This window comes from Corynebacterium glyciniphilum AJ 3170, assembly GCF_000626675.1.
Lineage (GTDB): Bacteria > Actinomycetota > Actinomycetes > Mycobacteriales > Mycobacteriaceae > Corynebacterium > Corynebacterium glyciniphilum.
On the sequence record NZ_CP006842.1, the window covers coordinates 599,622 to 618,634 of the forward strand.

General features: G+C 65.1%; 17 protein-coding genes. 11 read left to right on the forward strand and 6 right to left on the reverse strand.

Annotated elements, in window-relative coordinates:
• Positions 1-34: 34 nt before the first annotated feature.
• Positions 35-883: a hypothetical protein gene (locus CGLY_RS16630; RefSeq protein ID WP_144313617.1), complete on the forward strand. Its 849-nt coding sequence runs from the start codon at positions 35-37 to the stop codon at positions 881-883.
• A gap of 47 nt (positions 884-930) precedes the next feature.
• Here CGLY_RS16630 and CGLY_RS02795 read toward each other — a convergent pair whose 3' ends face one another.
• From CGLY_RS02795 to CGLY_RS02805, 3 genes are all read right to left on the reverse strand, one after another.
• Positions 931-1,854: an alpha/beta fold hydrolase gene (locus CGLY_RS02795; RefSeq protein WP_038545990.1), complete on the reverse strand. Its 924-nt coding sequence runs from the start codon at positions 1,852-1,854 to the stop codon at positions 931-933.
• 25 nt (positions 1,855-1,879) lie between these two features.
• Positions 1,880-2,386: a phage holin family protein gene (locus CGLY_RS02800; RefSeq protein WP_038545994.1), complete on the reverse strand. Its 507-nt coding sequence runs from the start codon at positions 2,384-2,386 to the stop codon at positions 1,880-1,882.
• A 103-nt stretch (positions 2,387-2,489) separates the two neighbouring features.
• Entirely contained in the window at positions 2,490-3,386 is an 897-nt protein-coding gene (locus tag CGLY_RS02805) for an HAD family hydrolase (RefSeq protein ID WP_227590355.1), read from the reverse strand.
• Positions 3,387-3,572: 186 nt separating this feature from the next.
• On the opposite strand from CGLY_RS02805, the gene CGLY_RS02810 reads away from it, so the two are divergent.
• The 6 genes from CGLY_RS02810 to CGLY_RS02835 are packed head-to-tail and all read left to right on the forward strand — an operon-like array spanning position 3,573 to position 7,916.
• Positions 3,573-4,553, forward strand: a complete 981-nt coding sequence (locus CGLY_RS02810; RefSeq protein WP_144313618.1) for a hypothetical protein — start codon at positions 3,573-3,575, stop codon at positions 4,551-4,553.
• Positions 4,550-5,719, forward strand: coding sequence for a TadA family conjugal transfer-associated ATPase (locus tag CGLY_RS02815; RefSeq protein WP_227590356.1), 1,170 nt, complete (start codon positions 4,550-4,552; stop codon positions 5,717-5,719). The genes CGLY_RS02810 and CGLY_RS02815 overlap by 4 nt, the downstream gene beginning before the upstream one ends.
• A complete protein-coding gene (locus CGLY_RS02820; RefSeq protein WP_227590357.1) occupies positions 5,701-6,882 on the forward strand; it encodes a type II secretion system F family protein in 1,182 nt (393 codons plus the stop codon). The genes CGLY_RS02815 and CGLY_RS02820 overlap by 19 nt, the downstream gene beginning before the upstream one ends.
• A gap of 44 nt (positions 6,883-6,926) precedes the next feature.
• Positions 6,927-7,190, forward strand: a complete 264-nt coding sequence (locus CGLY_RS18025; RefSeq protein ID WP_320406900.1) for a DUF4244 domain-containing protein — start codon at positions 6,927-6,929, stop codon at positions 7,188-7,190.
• Between the two features lie 14 nt (positions 7,191-7,204).
• Positions 7,205-7,573 carry a hypothetical protein gene (locus CGLY_RS02830; protein ID WP_052539551.1) on the forward strand — a complete coding sequence of 123 codons (369 nt, stop codon included), beginning with the start codon at positions 7,205-7,207 and terminating at the stop codon, positions 7,571-7,573.
• Between the two features lie 10 nt (positions 7,574-7,583).
• Positions 7,584-7,916 (forward strand): Rv3654c family TadE-like protein, encoded by a 333-nt coding sequence (locus tag CGLY_RS02835; protein WP_038545999.1) that lies wholly within the window; start codon positions 7,584-7,586, stop codon positions 7,914-7,916.
• A gap of 7 nt (positions 7,917-7,923) precedes the next feature.
• Here the strand turns inward: CGLY_RS02835 and CGLY_RS02840 are convergent, their stop codons facing one another.
• Together CGLY_RS02840 and CGLY_RS02845 are read right to left on the reverse strand one after the other, a co-directional pair.
• Positions 7,924-9,237 carry a lipase family protein gene (locus tag CGLY_RS02840; protein WP_144313619.1) on the reverse strand — a complete coding sequence of 438 codons (1,314 nt, stop codon included), beginning with the start codon at positions 9,235-9,237 and terminating at the stop codon, positions 7,924-7,926.
• Between the two features lie 117 nt (positions 9,238-9,354).
• The gene (locus CGLY_RS02845; RefSeq protein ID WP_038546002.1) at positions 9,355-11,736 is read right to left on the reverse strand and encodes a DEAD/DEAH box helicase; all 2,382 of its coding nucleotides are present in this window, start codon (positions 11,734-11,736) and stop codon (positions 9,355-9,357) included.
• Positions 11,737-12,110: 374 nt separating this feature from the next.
• Between CGLY_RS02845 and CGLY_RS02850 the strand changes: the two genes are divergently transcribed.
• Complete coding sequence (locus CGLY_RS02850) at positions 12,111-12,314, forward strand: cold-shock protein (RefSeq protein WP_038546005.1); 204 nt, start codon at positions 12,111-12,113, stop codon at positions 12,312-12,314.
• A 123-nt stretch (positions 12,315-12,437) separates the two neighbouring features.
• Here CGLY_RS02850 and CGLY_RS02855 read toward each other — a convergent pair whose 3' ends face one another.
• Positions 12,438-12,791, reverse strand: a complete 354-nt coding sequence (locus tag CGLY_RS02855; protein WP_038551045.1) for a winged helix-turn-helix transcriptional regulator — start codon at positions 12,789-12,791, stop codon at positions 12,438-12,440.
• Between the two features lie 75 nt (positions 12,792-12,866).
• Here CGLY_RS02855 and CGLY_RS02860 point away from each other — a divergent pair, with 75 nt between their 5' ends.
• From CGLY_RS02860 to CGLY_RS02870, 3 genes are all read left to right on the forward strand, one after another.
• Positions 12,867-13,496, forward strand: a complete 630-nt coding sequence (locus tag CGLY_RS02860; protein WP_038551048.1) for an NAD(P)-dependent oxidoreductase — start codon at positions 12,867-12,869, stop codon at positions 13,494-13,496.
• 159 nt (positions 13,497-13,655) lie between these two features.
• On the forward strand, positions 13,656-16,655 hold the full coding sequence (gene topA, locus CGLY_RS02865) for a type I DNA topoisomerase (protein ID WP_038551051.1): 3,000 nt from the start codon (positions 13,656-13,658) through the stop codon (positions 16,653-16,655).
• A 1,032-nt stretch (positions 16,656-17,687) separates the two neighbouring features.
• Complete coding sequence (locus tag CGLY_RS02870) at positions 17,688-19,004, forward strand: Nramp family divalent metal transporter (RefSeq protein WP_052539555.1); 1,317 nt, start codon at positions 17,688-17,690, stop codon at positions 19,002-19,004.
• The last annotated feature ends 9 nt before the right edge of the window (positions 19,005-19,013 follow it).

Genomic DNA, 19,013 nt, shown 5'->3' on the forward strand with positions numbered 1-19,013 from the left:
CTGTCGGCTGCGGGATATGTCTAGAATGGCTGTCGTGACCCGAGAGCCTGACAGCAGAATGCGCTCCTGGTGGAGACGTGGTTCCGCCGTCCTGGCGGCCACGGCCGTCGGTGCCGCTGTCCTCACGCCTGTGCTGATACGTGACGGGCGGGATGCCGACCCCTGTCCTCCCGAGGTCAGCGAGTTCCGCCACAAGGGGCGCAGCAGCCAGGTGTACACCTACAACTGCGGTGAGGCCGACGGGTCTGCAGCGCCGAGGGGCGTGCTCATTCATCTGCACGGCGATGGGGCCGGGGAATTCGGACTCCCCGGAGACGGGGACCCTGATGAGGACGACACGGAACCGACCCTGGGGGAGCTGGCGCAGGTGGCAGGATCGCGCAACATGGTCCTCATCGCTCCCCGTACGCCTGATCACCGCCGGGGCGAGACGTGGTGGCGCAGACTCGACCGCAACGTTGACTGGCTGACGGCTCTGGTCGCTGACCGGGTGCGGGCGGACAGCGAGCTGGACGACGAGAATGTCTGGTGGTCGGGGTATTCGGGTGGGGCCGAGATGCTCAGCTACGGGATTCTGCGTAGCGTGCCGGGGTTAGTGACCGGCGGTGCGGTCATGATGGCGGGAGGCGGGGCTCCTGACGAGGATCCGGGGTCCTCCGGGGATACACTCACGGTGCCGCTACGTTGGTATGTGGGGGACCTCGACGACGGGACCCGGAGTGCCGACGGTTTCGACGCGCTCAGCGCCGCCCGGGAGGGGGCCGCCTGGTACCGCCGATCAGGCGCCGATGGTGCCGAGATCCAGATTCTCCCCGGTGTTGCGCATCTGGACTTTCCCCAGGCCGATGTACTCGGCCGTGTGCTGCCCCGGGCAGAGACGTGAGTGCACGGGGAATACAGGAAAGGGGCAGGTGAGGCTCGAGGGGAGGCTCAGTGCTCTTTCCGGTGGTCTGATACTGCCCGGATGATCGCGGCCACGGCCGGCGGGTCCTCGATGTGAGGGAAATGGCCCACCCCGTAGAGCAGTTCGGATGTTGATCCGTCCCCACCACGGGCAGCGGAGCGTCGGGCGATTCGACGAGAATAGGCGGGATCCATCGATCCGTCGACGCAGACGGCGGGTGTGTCGGTACGCGCCGGGAACGTCCGGTTGAAGTCGCCGCCCTCGGGCCGCAGTCGGCTGCGTAGGGTCCATCGACGGTATTCACAGGACAGGTGCGCGACCTTGTCGATCTGCATGGCGTCCCGGCGGAGTTCCTCGTGCTCCCGGCAGGTGTCGGTGTCCCGGAACCCGGGCGCGACCTGGTGGCGGAAGGAGGTGGCCACCACGGCGGACCCGTTCTTGCGTAGCGCGTGTTCGGGCAGCCGGGGCAGCTGGGCGTAGAGCGAGGCGCGGACCCGCGGCCACTGGGACACCGGGTGCAGGAGAAGGGACCGGGCGAGTACCAGGGGGTGTGCGGAGGCGAGCGTGACAATGCCGCGGACGCGTTGTGGCTCGTGGGCTGCCATCGTCCAGGCGATCAGGCCGCCTTCACCGTGACCGACGACCAGGGCGTCGGTGTGGCCGAGCGCGCGGATCGCACCGCACATGTCCGAGGCTGCGGTGGTGAGATCGTAGCCGCGGGGCGTTTTGTCGGAACGCCCGTAGCCACGCAGGTCGACCGCAGCGACACGTACCGGCGGTGCATCGGCGCCGCAGAGTTCGGGCATGAGCTCGCGCCAGTCGAAGTGTCCACCAGCGAACCCGTGGATCAGCAGGACCAGGGGAGCATCGGACGGGCCCTGGATGAGGACATGCAACCGGATGCCCCGGGTATGGATGTAGCGGTGCGCCGCGTCGGGGGTGAGGGTCATCGCAGAACAGAGATGCCCGGCTGGGCTAGGTGAACATCCCGTTGTCGGCGGTGGAGTCCTTCTTGCCGGAGGGCACGACGGACTTCAGCTCGTTGACGGAGTCGATCGTCGCCTGCGGTTTCTTGACGCCCTTGATGAACTTCACGCCGACGACGGCGAGAATCGCGACCAGCACGAACATGATGCCGAACACGATGAGGAACGCCGACCAGCGGGGCAGCCAGTTGTCCAGGAGCTCCGCGAGGAAGAAGAAGAAGAAAAAGGAACTGTAGGCCAGCACGACGCCGGCGGCACCGAACAGGCCGACGGCGATCCCGGCCTTTTTCGCGGTGCCGGAGATCTCGGTCTTGGCCAGTTCCACCTCAGAACGGATCAGGGAGGACACCTGGGCGGTGGCGTCTTTGACCAGGTCAGCGATGCTGCCGCCGCGACCGGCGGCCTGGGCATCCACGTCGGACAGCGGGATGGAGTTGACCTTGGGGTTGAAGCTGTCCTGGTCAGTGAACAGGCCGTTGCTGTTCTTGTCGCTCACTACGCACTCTCCTGGTCGATGGTCTAACTCGGATCCTACTGGTTGGTTCTCCACGCTATTGTGCCAGAGGCTCTTCCATGGTGAGGGAGAAGCCGTACTCTTTCTACTCGTCCTCGCGTCCCCGGAGCCAGACCAGCAGCCCAGCGGCGACGGTACCGACAAGGGCGACAGCCGCGGAGGTGCCCGCGATGGCGCCGGTGTGCTCGGGAAGTGTGAACAGCGGTTCGGTGCGTCCGAACTTGGCGATGGGCCAGTTACGGGTGGTCGCCTCGCGGCGCAGTGTCCGGTCGGGGTTCACGACGGTGGGGTGGCCGACGGCCTCGAGCAGGGGGAGGTCGGTCGCCGAATCGGTGTAGGTGTAGCTGGCGGTGAGGTCGTAGCCTTCCGACTCGGCGAGACGGTGGAGCCCCTCGACTTTTGCCGGGCCCTTGCAGAAGAACGGGACCTCGCCGGTGAACAGGCCCTCATCGTCGACGGCGAGTTCGGTGGCGATGAGATGGTCGGCGCCGAGTTCGTCGGCGATGGGAGTCACCAGGACACGGGCGGATGCGGTGATGATCGCCACGTGGTGGCCCAGGGCGTGATGCCGGGCGATGAGAGTGCGGGCCTCAGAGTAGATGACCGGGACGATCACGTCCTGGAGTGCACCGTGGGCGACGTCGGCGAGATCGGCCTGTCGACGGCCGCGGATCATGGCGACCAGGGTGTCCCGTGTGGTGTTTAGGGAGTTGTCGTCGTGGCCGCTGATCATGTAGTTGCCGAGCATCATGAGCATACGCAGCATGTCGGTGGTGGTGATCAGGCCACGTTCGGCCAGGGGCTTGCGGTAGGCCATGGACGCCGAGGTGTCGATGATGGTCTTGTCCAGGTCGAAGACGGCGAGGACGGTTGACGGGTCAACGCCGGGGTCGGTGGTGATGGACTCGATCAGCTCGGCGACGGGTGTGTTCTCGGCATGGGTGTCGTCCGGCTCGCGTGGTTCTCCCTGCGGCGTAGTCACATCTACACCATACGTCCCAATGGTCACGTTCGTTACCCTGCGCCTCATATTTTCCTCTCGTGGCGAGCATTGTCCACAGGGGCTGGGGACAACGACGCAGAATCTGGTCCGAAGTTGTCCACAGGTTCGTCTCCTGCTGGTCCGGCTCTACCGTCGTATTGGCCGGTAATGCCACTATCTACCGCCATGAGGGGAACACGAGGTGTCAGGGGAGTGTCCGGCAGGTACAGCAGCGGCGATCGCCGGCAGAAGGGGGCCTCGCCGGTCCTGTTGATGCTCGATGATCCAGGGCTGGTGGACGAGGTCGCCATGATCGTCACGGTGACCGGGCGGCGCATTGTCCGGGAGGATGAGACCACCAACCTGCCCGGCCTGGTTGTGGTGACGGACTCCTTGGACCCTCACGTGCCGGAGACGGCAGGAGGCCGGTCTTCGGTGCGGATCATCCGGGTCAGTGGTACGCCGGTCGTCGGGTCTGACACCCTGCAGATTCCGGAGGCGGCGAATCAGTTGGCCGCGGCGATCGGCTGTCACGATCCACTCGATATCGCTGTCGCGGGTGTGGTCGGTGGAGCCGGGGCCAGCGTCTTTTCCGCCGCACTTGCCGGAGCGGCGGCGGATCCGGGACCGGACGGTACCGACGGCCCCGGTCAGGCACTGTTGGTGGACGACGACCCGCTGTCCCGTGCAGGGCAGCTCCGGCTGCTGCTCGGAGCCGAACGTGACGGGGAGGACGGTCCAGGCGACTCGGAGGTGACCTGGGTACAGGATGTCGGCGTGGTGGAGTCCCGGCGTTCCTCCGGTGTGTCGTGTGCCGCGCTGCCGTCACGCCCGGTCGTCAGGGACTGCGGACGCCGCGACCTGTCGGCACTACCGGAGACGGTGACGACCCGGGTTCTGGTTGTACCGCAGACCGTCCCGGCGGTCGTGGCGGCTCGGCATATCGTTGCGGTCTGCGGCCAGATACATGTTGTGCTACGCGAACTCCCGCGCTCCGGACTTACCTGGAACCAGACACTGAGTCTGCTGGGACGGGCACCCACGGTGACATGGGAGGACGACCCCTTTCTCACCGTGGATGTGGACCGCGGTGACTTCCGGACCACAGGAAGCGCTGCAGGGACCGCCGGTACCGCAGCATTGCGGTTGTTGGAGGAGATTCGGTGATCGGCCGGATGAAGGTGCGTCCTGCTGCCTCTGCCCGGTCGACTGACTCCGGGACACATTCCAGGCCTCCGGCGCTTGTCGACCGGGTGAGGGACGAACTGGTAGACCGTGCCGTGCTTCGACCCTCCCCGGGAGACATCGCCGGGGTCATCGGGACGATGGGTGGTGCGGACGGTGCCGGGGTCGAGCAGGTGCGGGTGCTCACTCGTGAATTCTCCGGGCTGGGGGACCTGGCGATTCCGCTGGAGGACCCGACGGTCACCGATGTCTTGATCAATGGCCCCGGGCCAGTGTGGATCGACCGCGGTCGGGGAGTGGAATCGACGGATCTGCGACTGTCGGACAAGGACGCCTGCCGGCACATCGCCGTGCGTCTCGCGGCGGCGTGCGGCGTGCGTCTGGACGACGCGTGCCCTTTCGCCGACGGTATTCTCACCGATCTGCCGCCGGGAGTGGCCGCGGCCGGGGTGCGTGTGCACGCCGTCCTGGATCCTCCGGCCGGCGCCGGCGCCTGTGTGAGCCTGCGGGCCCTGTCCAGCAGCCACCGCAGCCTGGAAGCATTACAGGAAACCGGCATGTTCCCGGATGACGGTGCCCGCTTGCTGCGTGAGCTCATCGAACAACGGCGTTCTTTCCTCGTCAGCGGTGGTACCGGTGCCGGTAAGACGACACTGCTTGCGGCCTTGTTGGGCCAGGTACCTGCCGAAGAGCGGCTGCTGCTCGTTGAGGACACCCCGGAGCTTCTCCCGGATCATCCCCACGCGGTGCGGCTACGTACCCGCGACGCGGGACCGGACGGCGCAGGTGGTATCGACATGCGGATGCTGGTGCGACAGAGTCTGCGCATGCGCCCGGACCGCATCATCGTCGGTGAAATCCGCGGCGCAGAGATCGCGGAGCTGCTGCTGGCCTTCAATACCGGACACGGGGGGAGTGCGGGAACGCTGCACGCCAACAGCGTGTCTGCTGTGCCGGGACGCCTCACTGCGCTCGGGGCGCTGGCCGGTATGTCGGCGGACTCGGTGGCGCGTCAGGTTGTCGACGGAGTGGACACCGTGGTTCATCTGCACAGGGAGCAGGGACAGCGACGGCTCGCGCAGGTCGGACGGTTGACCGGCACGGGCGGCACTCTGACGGTGGAACCAGTGTGGGGCCGAACATGGTGACGGTGATGGCGTTGATCGGAACCGGAGCCGTGGTGCTGTTCACCAGCGGTCGTGTCGTCACCGCGGTTCTGGCACTGTCCAAGAGCAGGAGGAGGATGCAGGAGTACCGTGACTTCACCGATGCTTTCGCGGTGGAATTGCTGGTCGGCGCTCGCCCGGTGACAGCGGCAGAACAGGCGCTCACCCGAGAGCACGGTATCAGTGAGGGATTACGTCGGCAGATCCACCGGATCCGGCTCGGCGCGGCAGTCGACAGTTGCACTGACCAGACGCATCCTGCAGGTGACAATCGGGATCCGGAACTTATCAGGCTTCTGTGTCTGTGGGCTACCGCAGAGCGCCATGGTCTGGCACTGGGCAGGATAATGGGACGGTTCGTCCAGGACCTGGACACCCGCCTCAGTTACCTCGGTCACGTATCCAGTGCACTGGCGGGCGCGCGAATGACCGAGGTGATTCTGCTGCTCTTGCCGGCAGGGGCGCTCGGCATCGGCCAGTCCATGGGGCTGGAGCCACTGACATTCCTTGTCGGTACCACTCTGGGCGCTCTGGTGTTGCTACTCGGTACCGGGCTCGCCTGCGCCGGCGTGCTGTGGGTGGAGTCGCTGACCGTGACAGTGCTCGGCGGGGTCGGCGGTCGCGCCGGACCCGGTGGAAAGGCAGGGGTCTCAGGGAACTTTCGCATCCCGGGGGTCTCAGCGGAACCAGGTCTCGGAGCGATCGCCGCTGCCAGGGTTCTCGATGTCTTCGCCGCAGCTATTCAGACAGGGCTCCCTGTCGTGACGGCCTGGCGGGCAGCGGTACGCGGGGCAGCGCAGGACACGCTGGATGACGGTGGCATGGCCCACGCAGTAGCCGATCTGTTGCGCGTTGCCGCTCTACTTGATTTGGGGGCGGGGGCGGAAGCGTGGAAGCACCTGGCCACCGATCCGAACTTCGGCCCGGTGGCGCGCCGAGCCGGATCCCAGGTCAGAAACGGTGGACGGATGTCAGAGGCCGTCACGGCCCAGGCAGACCGGCTACGGACACAGGCCGACGACAGTGCACGGGCGGGTGCCGAACGGGTGCTTGTCGCCGTTGCCGCACCGCTGACACTGTGCTTTCTCCCTGCCTTCGTGGTGGTGGGACTGGTTCCACTGGTCATCGGATTCGCCAGCGTGTGACAACAACCGAGATTGACAACAATCGGAATTACGGAGGGGAAGACATGGAAGAAAACGGTATGGACAGGGACCGGGATGTCCGGCGGGACATCGATCAGGAGGAGGCCCCGGAGTCCGCAGAGGCTCCGGTGAAAGACGGGGTGATACTGTCGGTTATGGGGGATGACCAGGGGATGAGCACCATAGAGTACGCACTCGGATGTGTCGCGGCCGCGGCGCTTGGTGCACTGCTGTATCTCGTGGTGACATCCGACGCTGTAGAGGGTGCGTTGACGTCAATCTTCCAACGCGCGCTGGATACCCAGTAGACGGTGGCGGCAGCGTGAGGGGGATCTACGGTGATGACGGGTACGTAACGGTCGAGGCGGCCATCGTTTTCACCGCCTTAACCGCCGTCATCGGCACCGTCATCGCCGGGGTTCTCACAGTCGCGACGTACCTTGGCGCGGTGGGTATGGCCCGTGACGGCGCCAGAGCCGCTGCGCTGGGTGATCTAGCCGCGGCACGGTCTGTCGTCACGGAGCGTGAGCCGGACGCGTTGGTGACGGTGACCGCCGGCTCTCCTGGAGGTGCGCCGGATTCAGCCACCGGTCATCTGGTGTACCGGGTGCACGTTACCGTGCCGGGACGGTTGTTTGATGTGTCCGCGACGGCGGTGATCGTCGGTGAACCACAGGACGTGCAGGGATGAGACCGGCTCTGTGACTGTCGCTGGCGCGGCAGTCATCCTGGCTGTGGTGGCGTTGGTATTGGTTATCGGAACCGGCGTGACGGGCATGCTCCAGAGGCATCGCGCGTCGGCGGCCGCAGACCTGACCGCCTTGTCAGCGGCGACGGTGATGCAACACGCGGGTGTGGATGAGGCATGTGTGGTGGCGGAGGATGTCGCCGTGGCGAACAACGCCCGGCTCGTCTCCTGTGACCTGGTGCGTGGCGAGGATACCGACTACGGTCCCGCCGGGCTCGAGGGGATCGGGATCACTGTCGTCGTGGCAGGCAAGACTGCCGCCGCTGAGGCAGGGCCGGTGAAGTGACGCCGACTCAGGCGAACAACGACCGCAGGAACGGGGTCGAATCCGCCATGGAGGCGACCATCGCACCACTGTGGTCCTCGGGGTACCAGTGCACGTCAACCTGCTCATTGGAACCAACGAACTGGTTGATCCACATCTGGGAGTTCAGGATCAACCCGATGGGACTGGGCACATCAATGTCCAGGAGGCCATGTCCCACGAAGACCGGCTTGTCGTAACCGTCGGTCGGCGTCGCCATGTAGGTGCGTAGCGCAGGTTCCAGACCAGGCACCGATTTGATGGGTGCGGTGAAGGCGCGGGACATGCCTACACCGTCGAGGGCATCAGCCAACGCGGGATAACAGGCCGTTTCCGCCATGTCGGCGATCCGCCGTCCTTCGTCCGACAGTACGGAATCCAGGTCGATCTCCGGGTGCGCCTCCCGGAATCCGGCGAGGATGTACGCGGTGTACACGTTCAGCCCGGTCGGAAGTACGACCGGAGGGAAGGACGGTGACCCGGCGAGCACTAATTCCTCGACATAGGCTGGGGCACCGGTAGCGACGCCGCCCCGGTAGTCCAGTCCAAGATCGTTGCTACGTTCCGTCGCAGCATGGGCGACGTGCAGCGCAGCTCCACCACCCTGAGACTGGCCGATCACCGCCCAGGAGGAGGACAAAGCCGGGCCGACCGAGTTGAGGGACTGCGCGGCAGCCACCGAGTCGATGACATTGGCAGCGCTGACCGGCCCGTTGAGGTACGACATCAGTCCCGGCGTTCCCATTCCCGCATAGTCTGAGGCGACGATGGCGTAACCCTGCTCCAGCCAGTGGTTGAGGTAGGCGGCGTCCCGCTCCCCGCGGGGGAGTGCGGACGGAGTGCAGTCGTTGCCGAGGCCGACGGTACCGTGCGCCCAGGCCAGCACCGGCCACCCGACCTCAGGCGAGGGGCCCTGAGGCAGGAAAACCGCGGCTGTCGATGCTGCAATTTCTCCGTGCTGGTCCACGGTCGAGTACACGAACCGCTGTTGAGTGTCCGCCGAGCTCAGCCCGAGGTCAGGGCTGAGCGGTACCTCGTCGACGGGCTCGCCGACCCGGTCAGGAAGCCCGACACCGGCGGTGACATCCAGACCGGACCAGTCCGGGACCTCCTCGTTGGCAGCCGGCTGCCGTGGAGCATCACCGGAGTCGACCAGGCCAGCCGGCAGCGAGCCAACCACCGAACTGCCGGTCGCGGGCACTGGCATCGCGCCGGCGGACGGGACGAGACCGCCACCGACCAGCGCTAGCGCCGCCGTGGGAATCAGGAGACGCATCAGCGGGGACAGGACGGATCGGGACATCGGACACCTCGGGTTCCTCAACAAACATCACCGGCAAAACTATATTTTTCCTACAGTAGCCTTCGACGGGTGAGTGTGGATGGACGAACACCCTGCAGTGGGACCGGTCCCCGTCCTTCAGGCACGGGCTGGGTGCTCCGCGTGGGCGGAGGCATCCGCCAAGGCACGCAGCAGCACCGCGGCGCCGTGCTTGAACAGCGGGTCATTGCCGTTGCCGCACTTCGGTGACTGCACGCAGGACGGACAGCCGGATTCGCACGCGCAGGACTCCACCGTGTCCGCGGTCATCGACATCCACTGGGCGAACCGTTCGAACCCGGCCTCGGCGAACCCGGCACCCCCCTCGTAGCCGTCGTAAACAAAGACGGTGGGGAAACCCGTGTCGGCGTGCAGCACCGTCGAGACTCCGCCGATGTCCCACCGGTCGCAGGTGGCCAGCAAGGGAAGCAAACCGATGGCTGCATGCTCGGCGGCGTGCAGGGTGCCGGGCCACAGTGGCTCTTCGATACCGAGGTCGAACAGGACCGCCGGGTCCACGGTGTAGGCCACGGCGCGGGTGCGTAACCGTTGCGGCGGATAGTCCAACGGCACAGTCGTGAGCACCTCGCCGTCCAGGGTGCGCCGTTGGTAGCCGGTGACCTGGTGGGAGACCTCGACGTCCACGTCCGCGGTCCACACACCCGACGGCGCCGATTCCGTGCCGCCGATCTCCCGGGTGCGGCGGACACCGTCGACACGGATGGAGGTGGTCTCCTCAGGCCGGGTCGTCCACTCCGGGGACTCTGGATGTACCAGGGCAACGGAGTCCTGCAGGGACAGTGCGTCGACCAGGTAGCTTTCACTCTGGTGGACGTACACGGCACCGTCATGGACCTCGCTGACGGCGCGCGCGGTGTCGACAGTGCCGAGGACCTGCCCGGAGTCCTGGTCGACGATGACCACGTCGTCACCGGCCCCGCCCCGGATACTGACCCGACCATGCACTTCACCGGATATCTCCAGGTCACAGAACACCCCCCGGGGACGCTGACGTAGTGAACCGTCAGCCACAAGCGAGTCGACGACGCGCCGGGCTGTCGGGCCGAAGTTCTCGATTTCGCCGTCGGTGAGGGGAGCTTCGGCGGCAGCACACAGCAGATGGCCTGCCAGGATATAAGGGTTTGACGGATCGAAGACGCTGGCCTCCACCGGGGCGTCCAGCAGTGCCTCGGGATGATGGACGAGGTAAGTGTCCAGCGGATTGTCGCCGGCGACCATGACCACCAGACATCCCTGCCCTCGTCGGCCGGCGCGACCGGCCTGCTGCCGAAAGCTGGCGACCGTCCCGGGAAATCCACAGGAGACTACTGCGTCGAGACCACCGACATCGATACCGAGTTCCAGAGCGCTGGTCGCAGCGAGGCCGAGCAGCTCACCGTTGTCGAGGCGCCGTTCCAGGTCGCGACGGGCTTCCGGGGTGTAGCCGGCCCGGTAGGAGGCGATGCGGGAGGCGTCCCCGGGGCGGCCTGCGGCGGAGAGATCCTCGGCGCAGGCCAGGGCCGTGATCTCGGCGCCGCGCCGGGAACGCACGAACGTCAGGGTGCGTGCACCTTCTCCGATGAGTCGAGCCATGATGCCTGCAGACTCCGTGGTGGCCGCGCGTCGGACGGGCGCGCCGTGCTCTCCGACGATGTCCTCGCGGAACCCCGGCTCCCACAGGGCCACGGTCCGCTCGCCCCGGGGTGAGCCGTCGTCGGTGACTGCGACGGTGGGGCGGCCGGTCAGTCGTTCGGCGTGGCGCTCCGGTTCCGCGGTCGTCGCACTGGCCAGGATGATCGTCGGCTCTGCACCTGCCCGCGCAGCCAGTCGCAGTAGGCGGCGCAGCACCAGCGAAACGTGTGCGCCGAAGACGCCCCGGTACACGTGGCACTCGTCGACGACGATGAAATGCAGGGACCGCAGTAAGCGGGACCACCGTTGGGACTGTCCCAGCAGCGAGGCATGCACCATGTCAGGGTTGCTGACGAGGATGCGCGCGTCGTCGCGGATCGTCCGGCGGGCCTCGGTCGGAGTGTCACCGTCGTAGGATGCGACCATCACACCGCGAAGCTGCGGGATCTGCGAACACATCCGGGCCAGCGTGGAGCGCTGGTCCTGTGCCAGCGCCTTGGTGGGGGAGAGGTACAGGCAGGACGCTGTCGCGCCGGACGCCAGATGCGACAGGACAGGCAACTGGTAGCCCAGGGATTTTCCGGACGCAGTGCCGGTCGCGACGACGACATCGTGGCCGTCCCAGGCATGCTGGGCGGTGGCGACCTGGTGTGACCATGGGGCGGTGATGCCGTTGTCGACAAGGTGTTCGCGAAGTGCGGGCAGTACCCACTCCGGCCAGTCGACCGGTGAGGACGGACGCGGGTCCTCGGTGCGTACGTGGGTCAGCGTGTCCGAATCGGCATCGCGACCGGAACCGGACGCGTGGCGCAGCGTCTCGAGGAGTTCACCGCCGAAAGATTCGCTCATGGTGAACAGTCTAAGCGCGTCAGGGTCGGATACCTGCCGAGGTCCGTATCAGCAGGTCAAGCAACATTTCTTCGTGGAGAGGTATAAACAGACTCTGTGACAGGCCTGCGAATCCGGTATTTCGGGGGAGAAAATACCGCCGCCGGTATGGTGCTGCGGCGTGAAACGTGGAACACTGGTGGGCGGTCACAGTTTCTGTGCGTCGCTTTGCTCGCTGTATCACCGGTTAGACCCGCAGTCAGTAGGTAAAACGTTCGCGGGAGTTGTTTGCATGCGGACGGACCAACCTTTATCGGTGGTTCTAGCATCGGCCCGGTGGCCTCGCGAAAAGTTGGCGGGGCACCGATCACCGAGAAGTAAGTAAGGGAAAGAACATGGCACAAGGAACCGTCAAGTGGTTCAACGCTGAAAAGGGCTACGGCTTCATCGCACCGAACGATGGTGGCGCTGACGTCTTCGTCCACTACTCCGAGATCCAGGGCAACGGCTTCCGTACCCTCGAGGAGAACCAGCAGGTCGAGTTCGAGATCGGCGACGGCGCCAAGGGCCCCCAGGCTCAGGCTGTCACCGCTCTCTAAGAGCTGCGGCTGAACCCGCTGGCCCGGAGGTGACACTCCGGACCATGCAGTGAAACACCGACGCCGCCCGGCGTCCGCGGAAGATTCCGTGGACACCGGGCGGCGTTGTCGTATGCGAGGGGGTTACGTCACCTCGCGGTGCTCCACCACGTCCGACATGTGCGAGACCGTCCACTCGAACAGTGCATGGACCGGGGGTAGGGCGGACCGGCCGAGATCGGTGAGTTCATAGACCACCCGAGGGGGGATCTCAGGAAAAGCGGTTCGGGTGATCAGTCCGTCCGCTGCCAGGGCGCTCAGGCGTTGGGACAGGACTCGCACCGAGATGCCGTCCACCGCTGACTGGATTTCACCGTTACGCAGGGGGCCGGGCTCGAGGGAGAGCAGGATCAGCATGTTCCACCGGTCCCCGAGGGTGGTGAACAGATCGCGGCTGGGGCAGTCGCGTGCAGCAGGGTTCCAGGGGGCGTCCGTCATGCTGAGGAACTCTACCATGACACTATTTCTGGAAGCCACTTTACAAATGGAAGTAGCAAGTTTATGCTTCCGGACATGGCTAACATCACCGTTTACGGATCGACCGGCATGGTCGGCAGTGACATCACCCGCGAAGCAGTTTCCCGTGGACACCGGGTCACCGGCGTCTCACGTCATGAGAACCCGGACAATCAGATGGACGGCGTCACCTATGTGACTGGTACGCTCCAGGACACTGCCGACGTGGTCTCCAAGGCAGAGAACGCAGACATCGTCGTCATCTCCGTCCCGGGACCACGCGACGGCAGCTCTGTCCAGCCCGTCATTGACGCCCACGCCGCACTGATCCCCGCCCTGGCGGACCAGGACGTCCGTGTCTTCGTCGTCGGCGGCGCAGGGGCAACCCTCACCGAGGACGGAACCAAACTCGTCGACACGCCGGACTTCCCCGAGGCGTACGCCGCCGAGGCCCGGTCTTTCGCCGAGGTGCTTGATCTCTACCGTGCCGCCCCCGCCGGCCTGGACTGGACGATGCTCGCCCCCGCCCCGGAGATCGCTCCCGGTGCACCGACGGAATCGTATGTTCTCGGTGACGATCATCCGGCCGGCGGCAGCGTCACGACCGGCACCTTCGCCCGTGCCGCCCTGGACGAACTCGAGAAGCCGGCGCACCGTCGTGCCCGCTTCACCGTTGCCGACGCCTGAATCGGCGTGAAACCCCCCATGGGGACGGGGTTTCCGCGGACTTGCTCTCGTGGCGTGTAGGGTCTCACCTCGAACCCCCTTGTGCGAATAGTTGGATCCATGCGCAAGGATGAGTACGGCGAAGTACTGGAACGACAGGAGAAGGTGGGAGCAGCACCGATGGCAGCGCAGGAGACCCAGGGCGGCGGCGGGAAGAAACTCGTCATCGTCGAGTCCGCCACAAAGGCGAAGAAGATCCAGCGCTACCTCGGCGACAAGTACATCGTCGATGCGTCTGTCGGACACATCCGCGACCTCCCCCGCGGCGCCGCAGACGTTCCCGCCAAGTACAAGAAGGAACCGTGGGCCCGTCTCGGCGTGAACGTCGACGACGACTTCGAGGCTCTTTATGTCGTCAGTCCGGACAAGAAGAAGAAGGTGTCCGACCTCAAGACCAAGCTCAAACAGGTTGACGAAGTCTATCTCGCGACAGACCCCGACCGTGAGGGCGAGGCCATCGCCTGGCACCTGCTGCAGGTACTCAAGCCCAAGGTTCCGGTGCGCCGGATGGTGTTCCACGAGATCACCGAGGCTGCGATCAAGGAGGCTGCGGAGAATACCCGTGACCTCGATCTGGATCTCGTCGATGCGCAGGAGACCCGTCGCGTCCTTGACCGTCTCTACGGCTACGAGGTGTCCCCGGTGCTGTGGCGCAAGGTCATGCCGAGGTTGTCCGCGGGCCGGGTGCAGTCCGTCGCCACCAGGGTGATCGTGGAGCGTGAACGCGAGCGCATGGCTTTCGTGTCTGCGGAATACTGGGATCTCACCGCCACGCTCGGTATTACGGGTGCTGCGGATGCTGACACGTCGTCCGGTTCGGCCAACCCGACGTCCTTCGACGCGTCTCTTGTCGCCGTCGACGGTAAGCGGGTTGCCCAGGGTCGCGACTTCGGGGACGACGGCAGGCTGAAGTCCGGCAAAGCCCAGGCCAACGTCACGGTGATCAACCAGCAGTCCGCCGAGACCCTGGCTGAGAACCTCACCGGTGCGCAGATGTCGGTGTCGAAGGTCGAGGAGAAGCCGTACACCCGGCGGCCCTACCCGCCGTTCATGACCTCCACGCTGCAGCAGGAAGCAGGGCGCAAGCTGCACTACACCTCGGAGCGCACGATGCGGATCGCGCAGCGTCTCTACGAGAACGGTCACATCACCTACATGCGTACCGACTCGACGACCCTGTCGAAGTCCGGTATCGACGCCGCGCGTCAGCAGGCACGTGAGCTCTACGGTCCGAGCTTCGTCGCGGATGCGCCGCGTCAGTACAACCGTAAGGTCAAGAACTCGCAGGAGGCTCACGAGGCCATCCGTCCCGCCGGCGAGACTTTCGCCACCCCTGGGAAGCTGTCGAGTCAGCTCGACACCGAGGAGTTCAAGCTCTATGAACTGATCTGGCAGCGCACCGTTGCCAGCCAGATGGCGGACGCGCGCGGCACGTCGATGAAGGTGACGGTCTCCGGCACCGCCACCAGCGGTGAGAAGACGGACTTCCAGGCCAACGGCCGCACCATCACCTTCCCGGGTTTCCTGAAGGCGTACGTGGAGACCAGTCAGCTGTCGGACGGCCGCAATGTCGCCGACAACGCGGAGAAGGCGTTGCCCGTCCTGACCGAGGGCGACGGACTGTCGACCGAGAAGGTCACCGCTGACGGTCACTCGACCAACCCTCCGGCACGTTTCACCGAAGCGTCCCTGGTCAAGACGATGGAGGAGCTCGGTATCGGGCGTCCATCCACGTACGCGTCGATCATCAACACCATCAAGGCCCGTGGGTACGTGGTCTCCCGCGGCTCGGCGCTGGTGCCGAGCTGGGTGGCGTTCGCGGTGGTCGGACTGATGGAGCAGAACTTCGGTTCTCTGGTGGACTACGAATTCACCTCGTCGATGGAGGACGAGCTCGACCGCATCGCCCGCGGGGAGGAGAACCGGTCGCACTGGTTGCGCGGCTTCTACTTCGGGGACGACAAGGCCTCGGACGCAACGGCGGAGACCATTGCCCGCCTGGGCGGGCTCAAGACGATGGTCGGCGACAACCTGGAGCACATCGATGCCCGCAAGGTGAATTCCCTGCACCTGTTCGACGACTCGGAGGGGATCCCGGTGATCGTGCGGGTGGGTCGGTACGGTCCCTACCTGGAACGTATGAAACCGGTGCCGGACGGGGCACCTGAGGGCACCGAGCCTGAGGTGCAGCGCGCGAACCTGCCGGAGACGATCACCCCGGACGAGCTGACCCGCGAAATCGCCGAGAAGCTGTTCGCCACGCCGCAGAGTGGTCGCGAGGTCGGCGTGAACCCGGAGAACGGCCGGATGATCGTCGCCCGGGAAGGCCGCTACGGTCCGTACGTCACCGAGCAGGTGAAGGACGACGAGGAAGCCCGCGTCACCGCTGAGGCGGAGAAGGCGGTCGAGGCCGAGCGCGACCAGGAGGACGCAGACCGCGCCGCGGAGGGCAAGAAGCCGCTCAGCAGGGAGACCAAGACTGCCGCGAACAAGAAGGACAAGCGGATCAAGGAGATTCTTCAGGAGACGCTGAAGCCGAAGACCGCGTCCCTGTTCGAGTCAATGGACCCGGCCACGGTCACCTTGGATGAGGCGCTCAAGCTGATGAGTCTGCCACGCGAGGTCGGTGTCGACCCGTCGGACGGGGAGATGATCACGGCGCAGAACGGCCGTTACGGCGCGTACCTTAAGAAGGGGTCGGACTCGCGGTCGTTGCAGAACGAGGAGCAGATCTTCACCGTCACATTGGATGAGGCGCGGCGTATCTACGCCGAGCCAAAGCGCCGAGGTCGGGCCGCAGCCAAGCCACCGTTGAAGCAGCTGGGCGACAATGACGTGTCAGGCAAGCCGATGACGGTGAAAGACGGCCGTTTCGGTCCGTACGTCACTGACGGGACGACGAATGCGTCGTTGCGTCGTGGCGACTCGCCGGAGACGATGACGGACGCCCGCGGTAACGAGCTCCTCAGCGAACGGCGTGCCAAGGAAGCCGCGGACGGTACCGCGCCGGCGAAAAAGTCGGCGAAGTCCACGCGGAAGACTGCGAAGAAGGCTGTGAAGTCGACCACGAAGCGGACCGTGAAGAAGGGCTCGAAGAAGGCGGCGTCGAAGAAAAGCTGAGCTTTGGCTCGTTGCTCCGTGTGGGGGTGGAGCCTGGTGTTCTCCGTGACGCCTCGCCCCTGTCTGCCACGCGTATAAGCAGGATGACCTGCGATTCAGTACCCCCGGGGGTATTACGCTCCCTTTTTACTTTCCGGTGGGATAGTGTTCAGCTTGTACGGGGAGTGATGACCTCCGCACACGGCCTATCTGGATGGGTCAACCTTTCGATGTGAGCGCGCACTTCGGCGAAGGATCTGCTGCTGAAGTGCGCGTTTGCCTTGTCTTGATACATGGTACCCCCGGGGGTAACTATGTTCACAGGGGGAATAGTTTTGCCGGGGATGTCGATGTATTCTCCGAGTTGTAGTGGAAAACACCTGCTGCGCCCCCTTCCTTCTCAGAAAGAGAGACCATCATGATCGAGGCTATTCAGACCATCATCAGCACCGTTGCCGGTGCCATCGTTGGCGTCTTCCAGGCCCTCGTGGGCTCCCTCCAGGGCTGGTAAGTCGCCCTAGTGCAGAAGAAGCCCCCAGGTCACGGCCTGGGGGCTTCTTCCGTGTGGGACTGGGTTTTCCGGTGTTCGTGACTGTTCGGGGGAGTGAAGGAGTACCCGCAAGGACGTGCTGCTGATTTGCCTGCAACAGTGTTTTCCCAAAAGTAGGTAGGATACGGGGTGCGGCCTGGAACAGCTGGGCCGTGCAACATTGTCTTCCATCGAAAGGGCGATCACCATGATCGAGACCATCCAGGGCATCATCACCACCGTTTCCGAGGCTCTCGTTGAGGTCTTCAACTCCATCGTCAGCTCCGTGCAGGGTGGCGGCGAGGCCTAAGTTGCACTAGCGACTGCATGATCCCCCACGCTACGGCGTGGGGGATCTTTGCGTGGTCCATCGATGCCTCGCGCGCCGATCGGCAATCTGTAGAGCAGGGTTTTCCTGAGGGGTAGGTGGAGTTGCCACGCGTCCGATGGTCGTTTGACCGAAACTTCACTCGCGCCTACGATAAAGTTCTTCTTGTTGAACTCGTGAACTACAGGTGGCGAAAATGTCGGTTGATGCGGCGAAAGTCGATCTTGAAACGGGCGAAGACGGCCGCTCTGAGCGACCTGGACAGCCCCGGCTGGTCAGCCTCCTCGGGCCTGCTTTCGTCGCCGCTATTGCCTATGTCGACCCCGGGAACGTCGCTGCAAACCTCTCGGCCGGTGCCGAATACGGCTATCTGCTGCTCTGGGTGCTCATCGTCGCCAACCTCATGGCAGCAGTCGTACAGTACCTGTCGGCGAAACTTGGTCTGGTCACCTCCAAGTCGCTCTCTGCAACCCTCGCGGACTGGTTTGATGCGCGTGAGAAACGTGACACCGCGGCGCAGCGGCGGCGCGCGAAGGCCGGTCGTCTGGCCTACTGGGGGCAGGCGGAGGTCATCGCCGCTGCCACCGACGTTGCTGAGGTCGTCGGTGGCGCTATCGCCCTGAACCTGCTTTTCGGAACGCCGCTCGTCCTTGGCGGGGTGATCGTCGGCGTGGTGTCACTCGGCATGCTGACTCTGCAGGGCGGGCGCACCCAGCGCCGTTTCGAGTTCGTGATCATGGCCTTCCTGCTGGTCATCACCATCGGTTTCCTGTCGGGACTGTTCGTCACCGGCCTGACAGTGGGAGAGATGGTTGAGGGGGTTGTTCCGCGCTTTCAGGGCACACATTCGGTCGTCCTGGCGGCGAGCATGCTGGGCGCTACGGTGATGCCACACGCTGTGTACCTCCACTCCGGTCTGGTGCGCGACCGTCGGTTCACCCCGCACGGCGACACCGGCATGAAGCGGCATCTCACGGCCACCAAGTGGGATGTGGGCACGGCTCTGGTGGTGGCGGGGACAGTCAATATCGCCATGTTGTGCCTGGCCGCCCAGGCACTGCGGGGAGTGGATGGTACCGACACGATCGAGGGAGCCCATGCTGCGGTAGAAGGTGCTCTGGGGCCGGTGATCGGCGTGCTTTTTGCGGTCGGCTTGCTCGCGTCGGGTCTGGCGTCGACGTCGGTGGGGTGTTACGCCGGTGACATGGTGATGAGGGATCTCCTGAAGATTCGCATCCCACTGTTGTTGCGCCGCTTCCTCACGATGCTGCCGGCGCTGGTGATCCTGGGCGCGGGAGTGGAGCCGACGTGGGCTCTGGTGATGAGTCAGGTCGTGCTGAGCGTGGGGATTCCTTTTGCCCTGGTGCCGTTGGTTTCTGCGACCGCCAGGGGCACGGTGATGGGACGCTGGGCGAATCCACGGGCGCTCACGGTACTGGCGGCGGTGATCTGCGCGGTCATCATCGTCCTGAACGTTGTCCTGATCTGGCTCACACTCACCGGGCAAGCGTAAGCCGTTCCG

Bases quoted from the DNA above. Each gene is read 5' to 3' on its own strand.
- CGLY_RS02870 (WP_052539555.1), top strand. From the start codon at position 17,688: ATGTCGGTTGATGCGGCGAAAGTCGATCTTGAAACGGGCGAAGACGGC.
- CGLY_RS18025 (WP_320406900.1), top strand. From the start codon at position 6,927: ATGGAAGAAAACGGTATGGACAGGGACCGGGATGTCCGGCGGGACATC.
- CGLY_RS02840 (WP_144313619.1), bottom strand. From the start codon at position 9,237: ATGTCCCGATCCGTCCTGTCCCCGCTGATGCGTCTCCTGATTCCCACG.
- CGLY_RS02850 (WP_038546005.1), top strand. From the start codon at position 12,111: ATGGCACAAGGAACCGTCAAGTGGTTCAACGCTGAAAAGGGCTACGGC.
- CGLY_RS02795 (WP_038545990.1), bottom strand. From the start codon at position 1,854: ATGACCCTCACCCCCGACGCGGCGCACCGCTACATCCATACCCGGGGC.
- CGLY_RS02855 (WP_038551045.1), bottom strand. From the start codon at position 12,791: ATGACGGACGCCCCCTGGAACCCTGCTGCACGCGACTGCCCCAGCCGC.
- CGLY_RS02845 (WP_038546002.1), bottom strand. From the start codon at position 11,736: ATGAGCGAATCTTTCGGCGGTGAACTCCTCGAGACGCTGCGCCACGCG.
- topA (WP_038551051.1), top strand. From the start codon at position 13,656: ATGGCAGCGCAGGAGACCCAGGGCGGCGGCGGGAAGAAACTCGTCATC.
- CGLY_RS02860 (WP_038551048.1), top strand. From the start codon at position 12,867: ATGGCTAACATCACCGTTTACGGATCGACCGGCATGGTCGGCAGTGAC.
- CGLY_RS02810 (WP_144313618.1), top strand. From the start codon at position 3,573: ATGAGGGGAACACGAGGTGTCAGGGGAGTGTCCGGCAGGTACAGCAGC.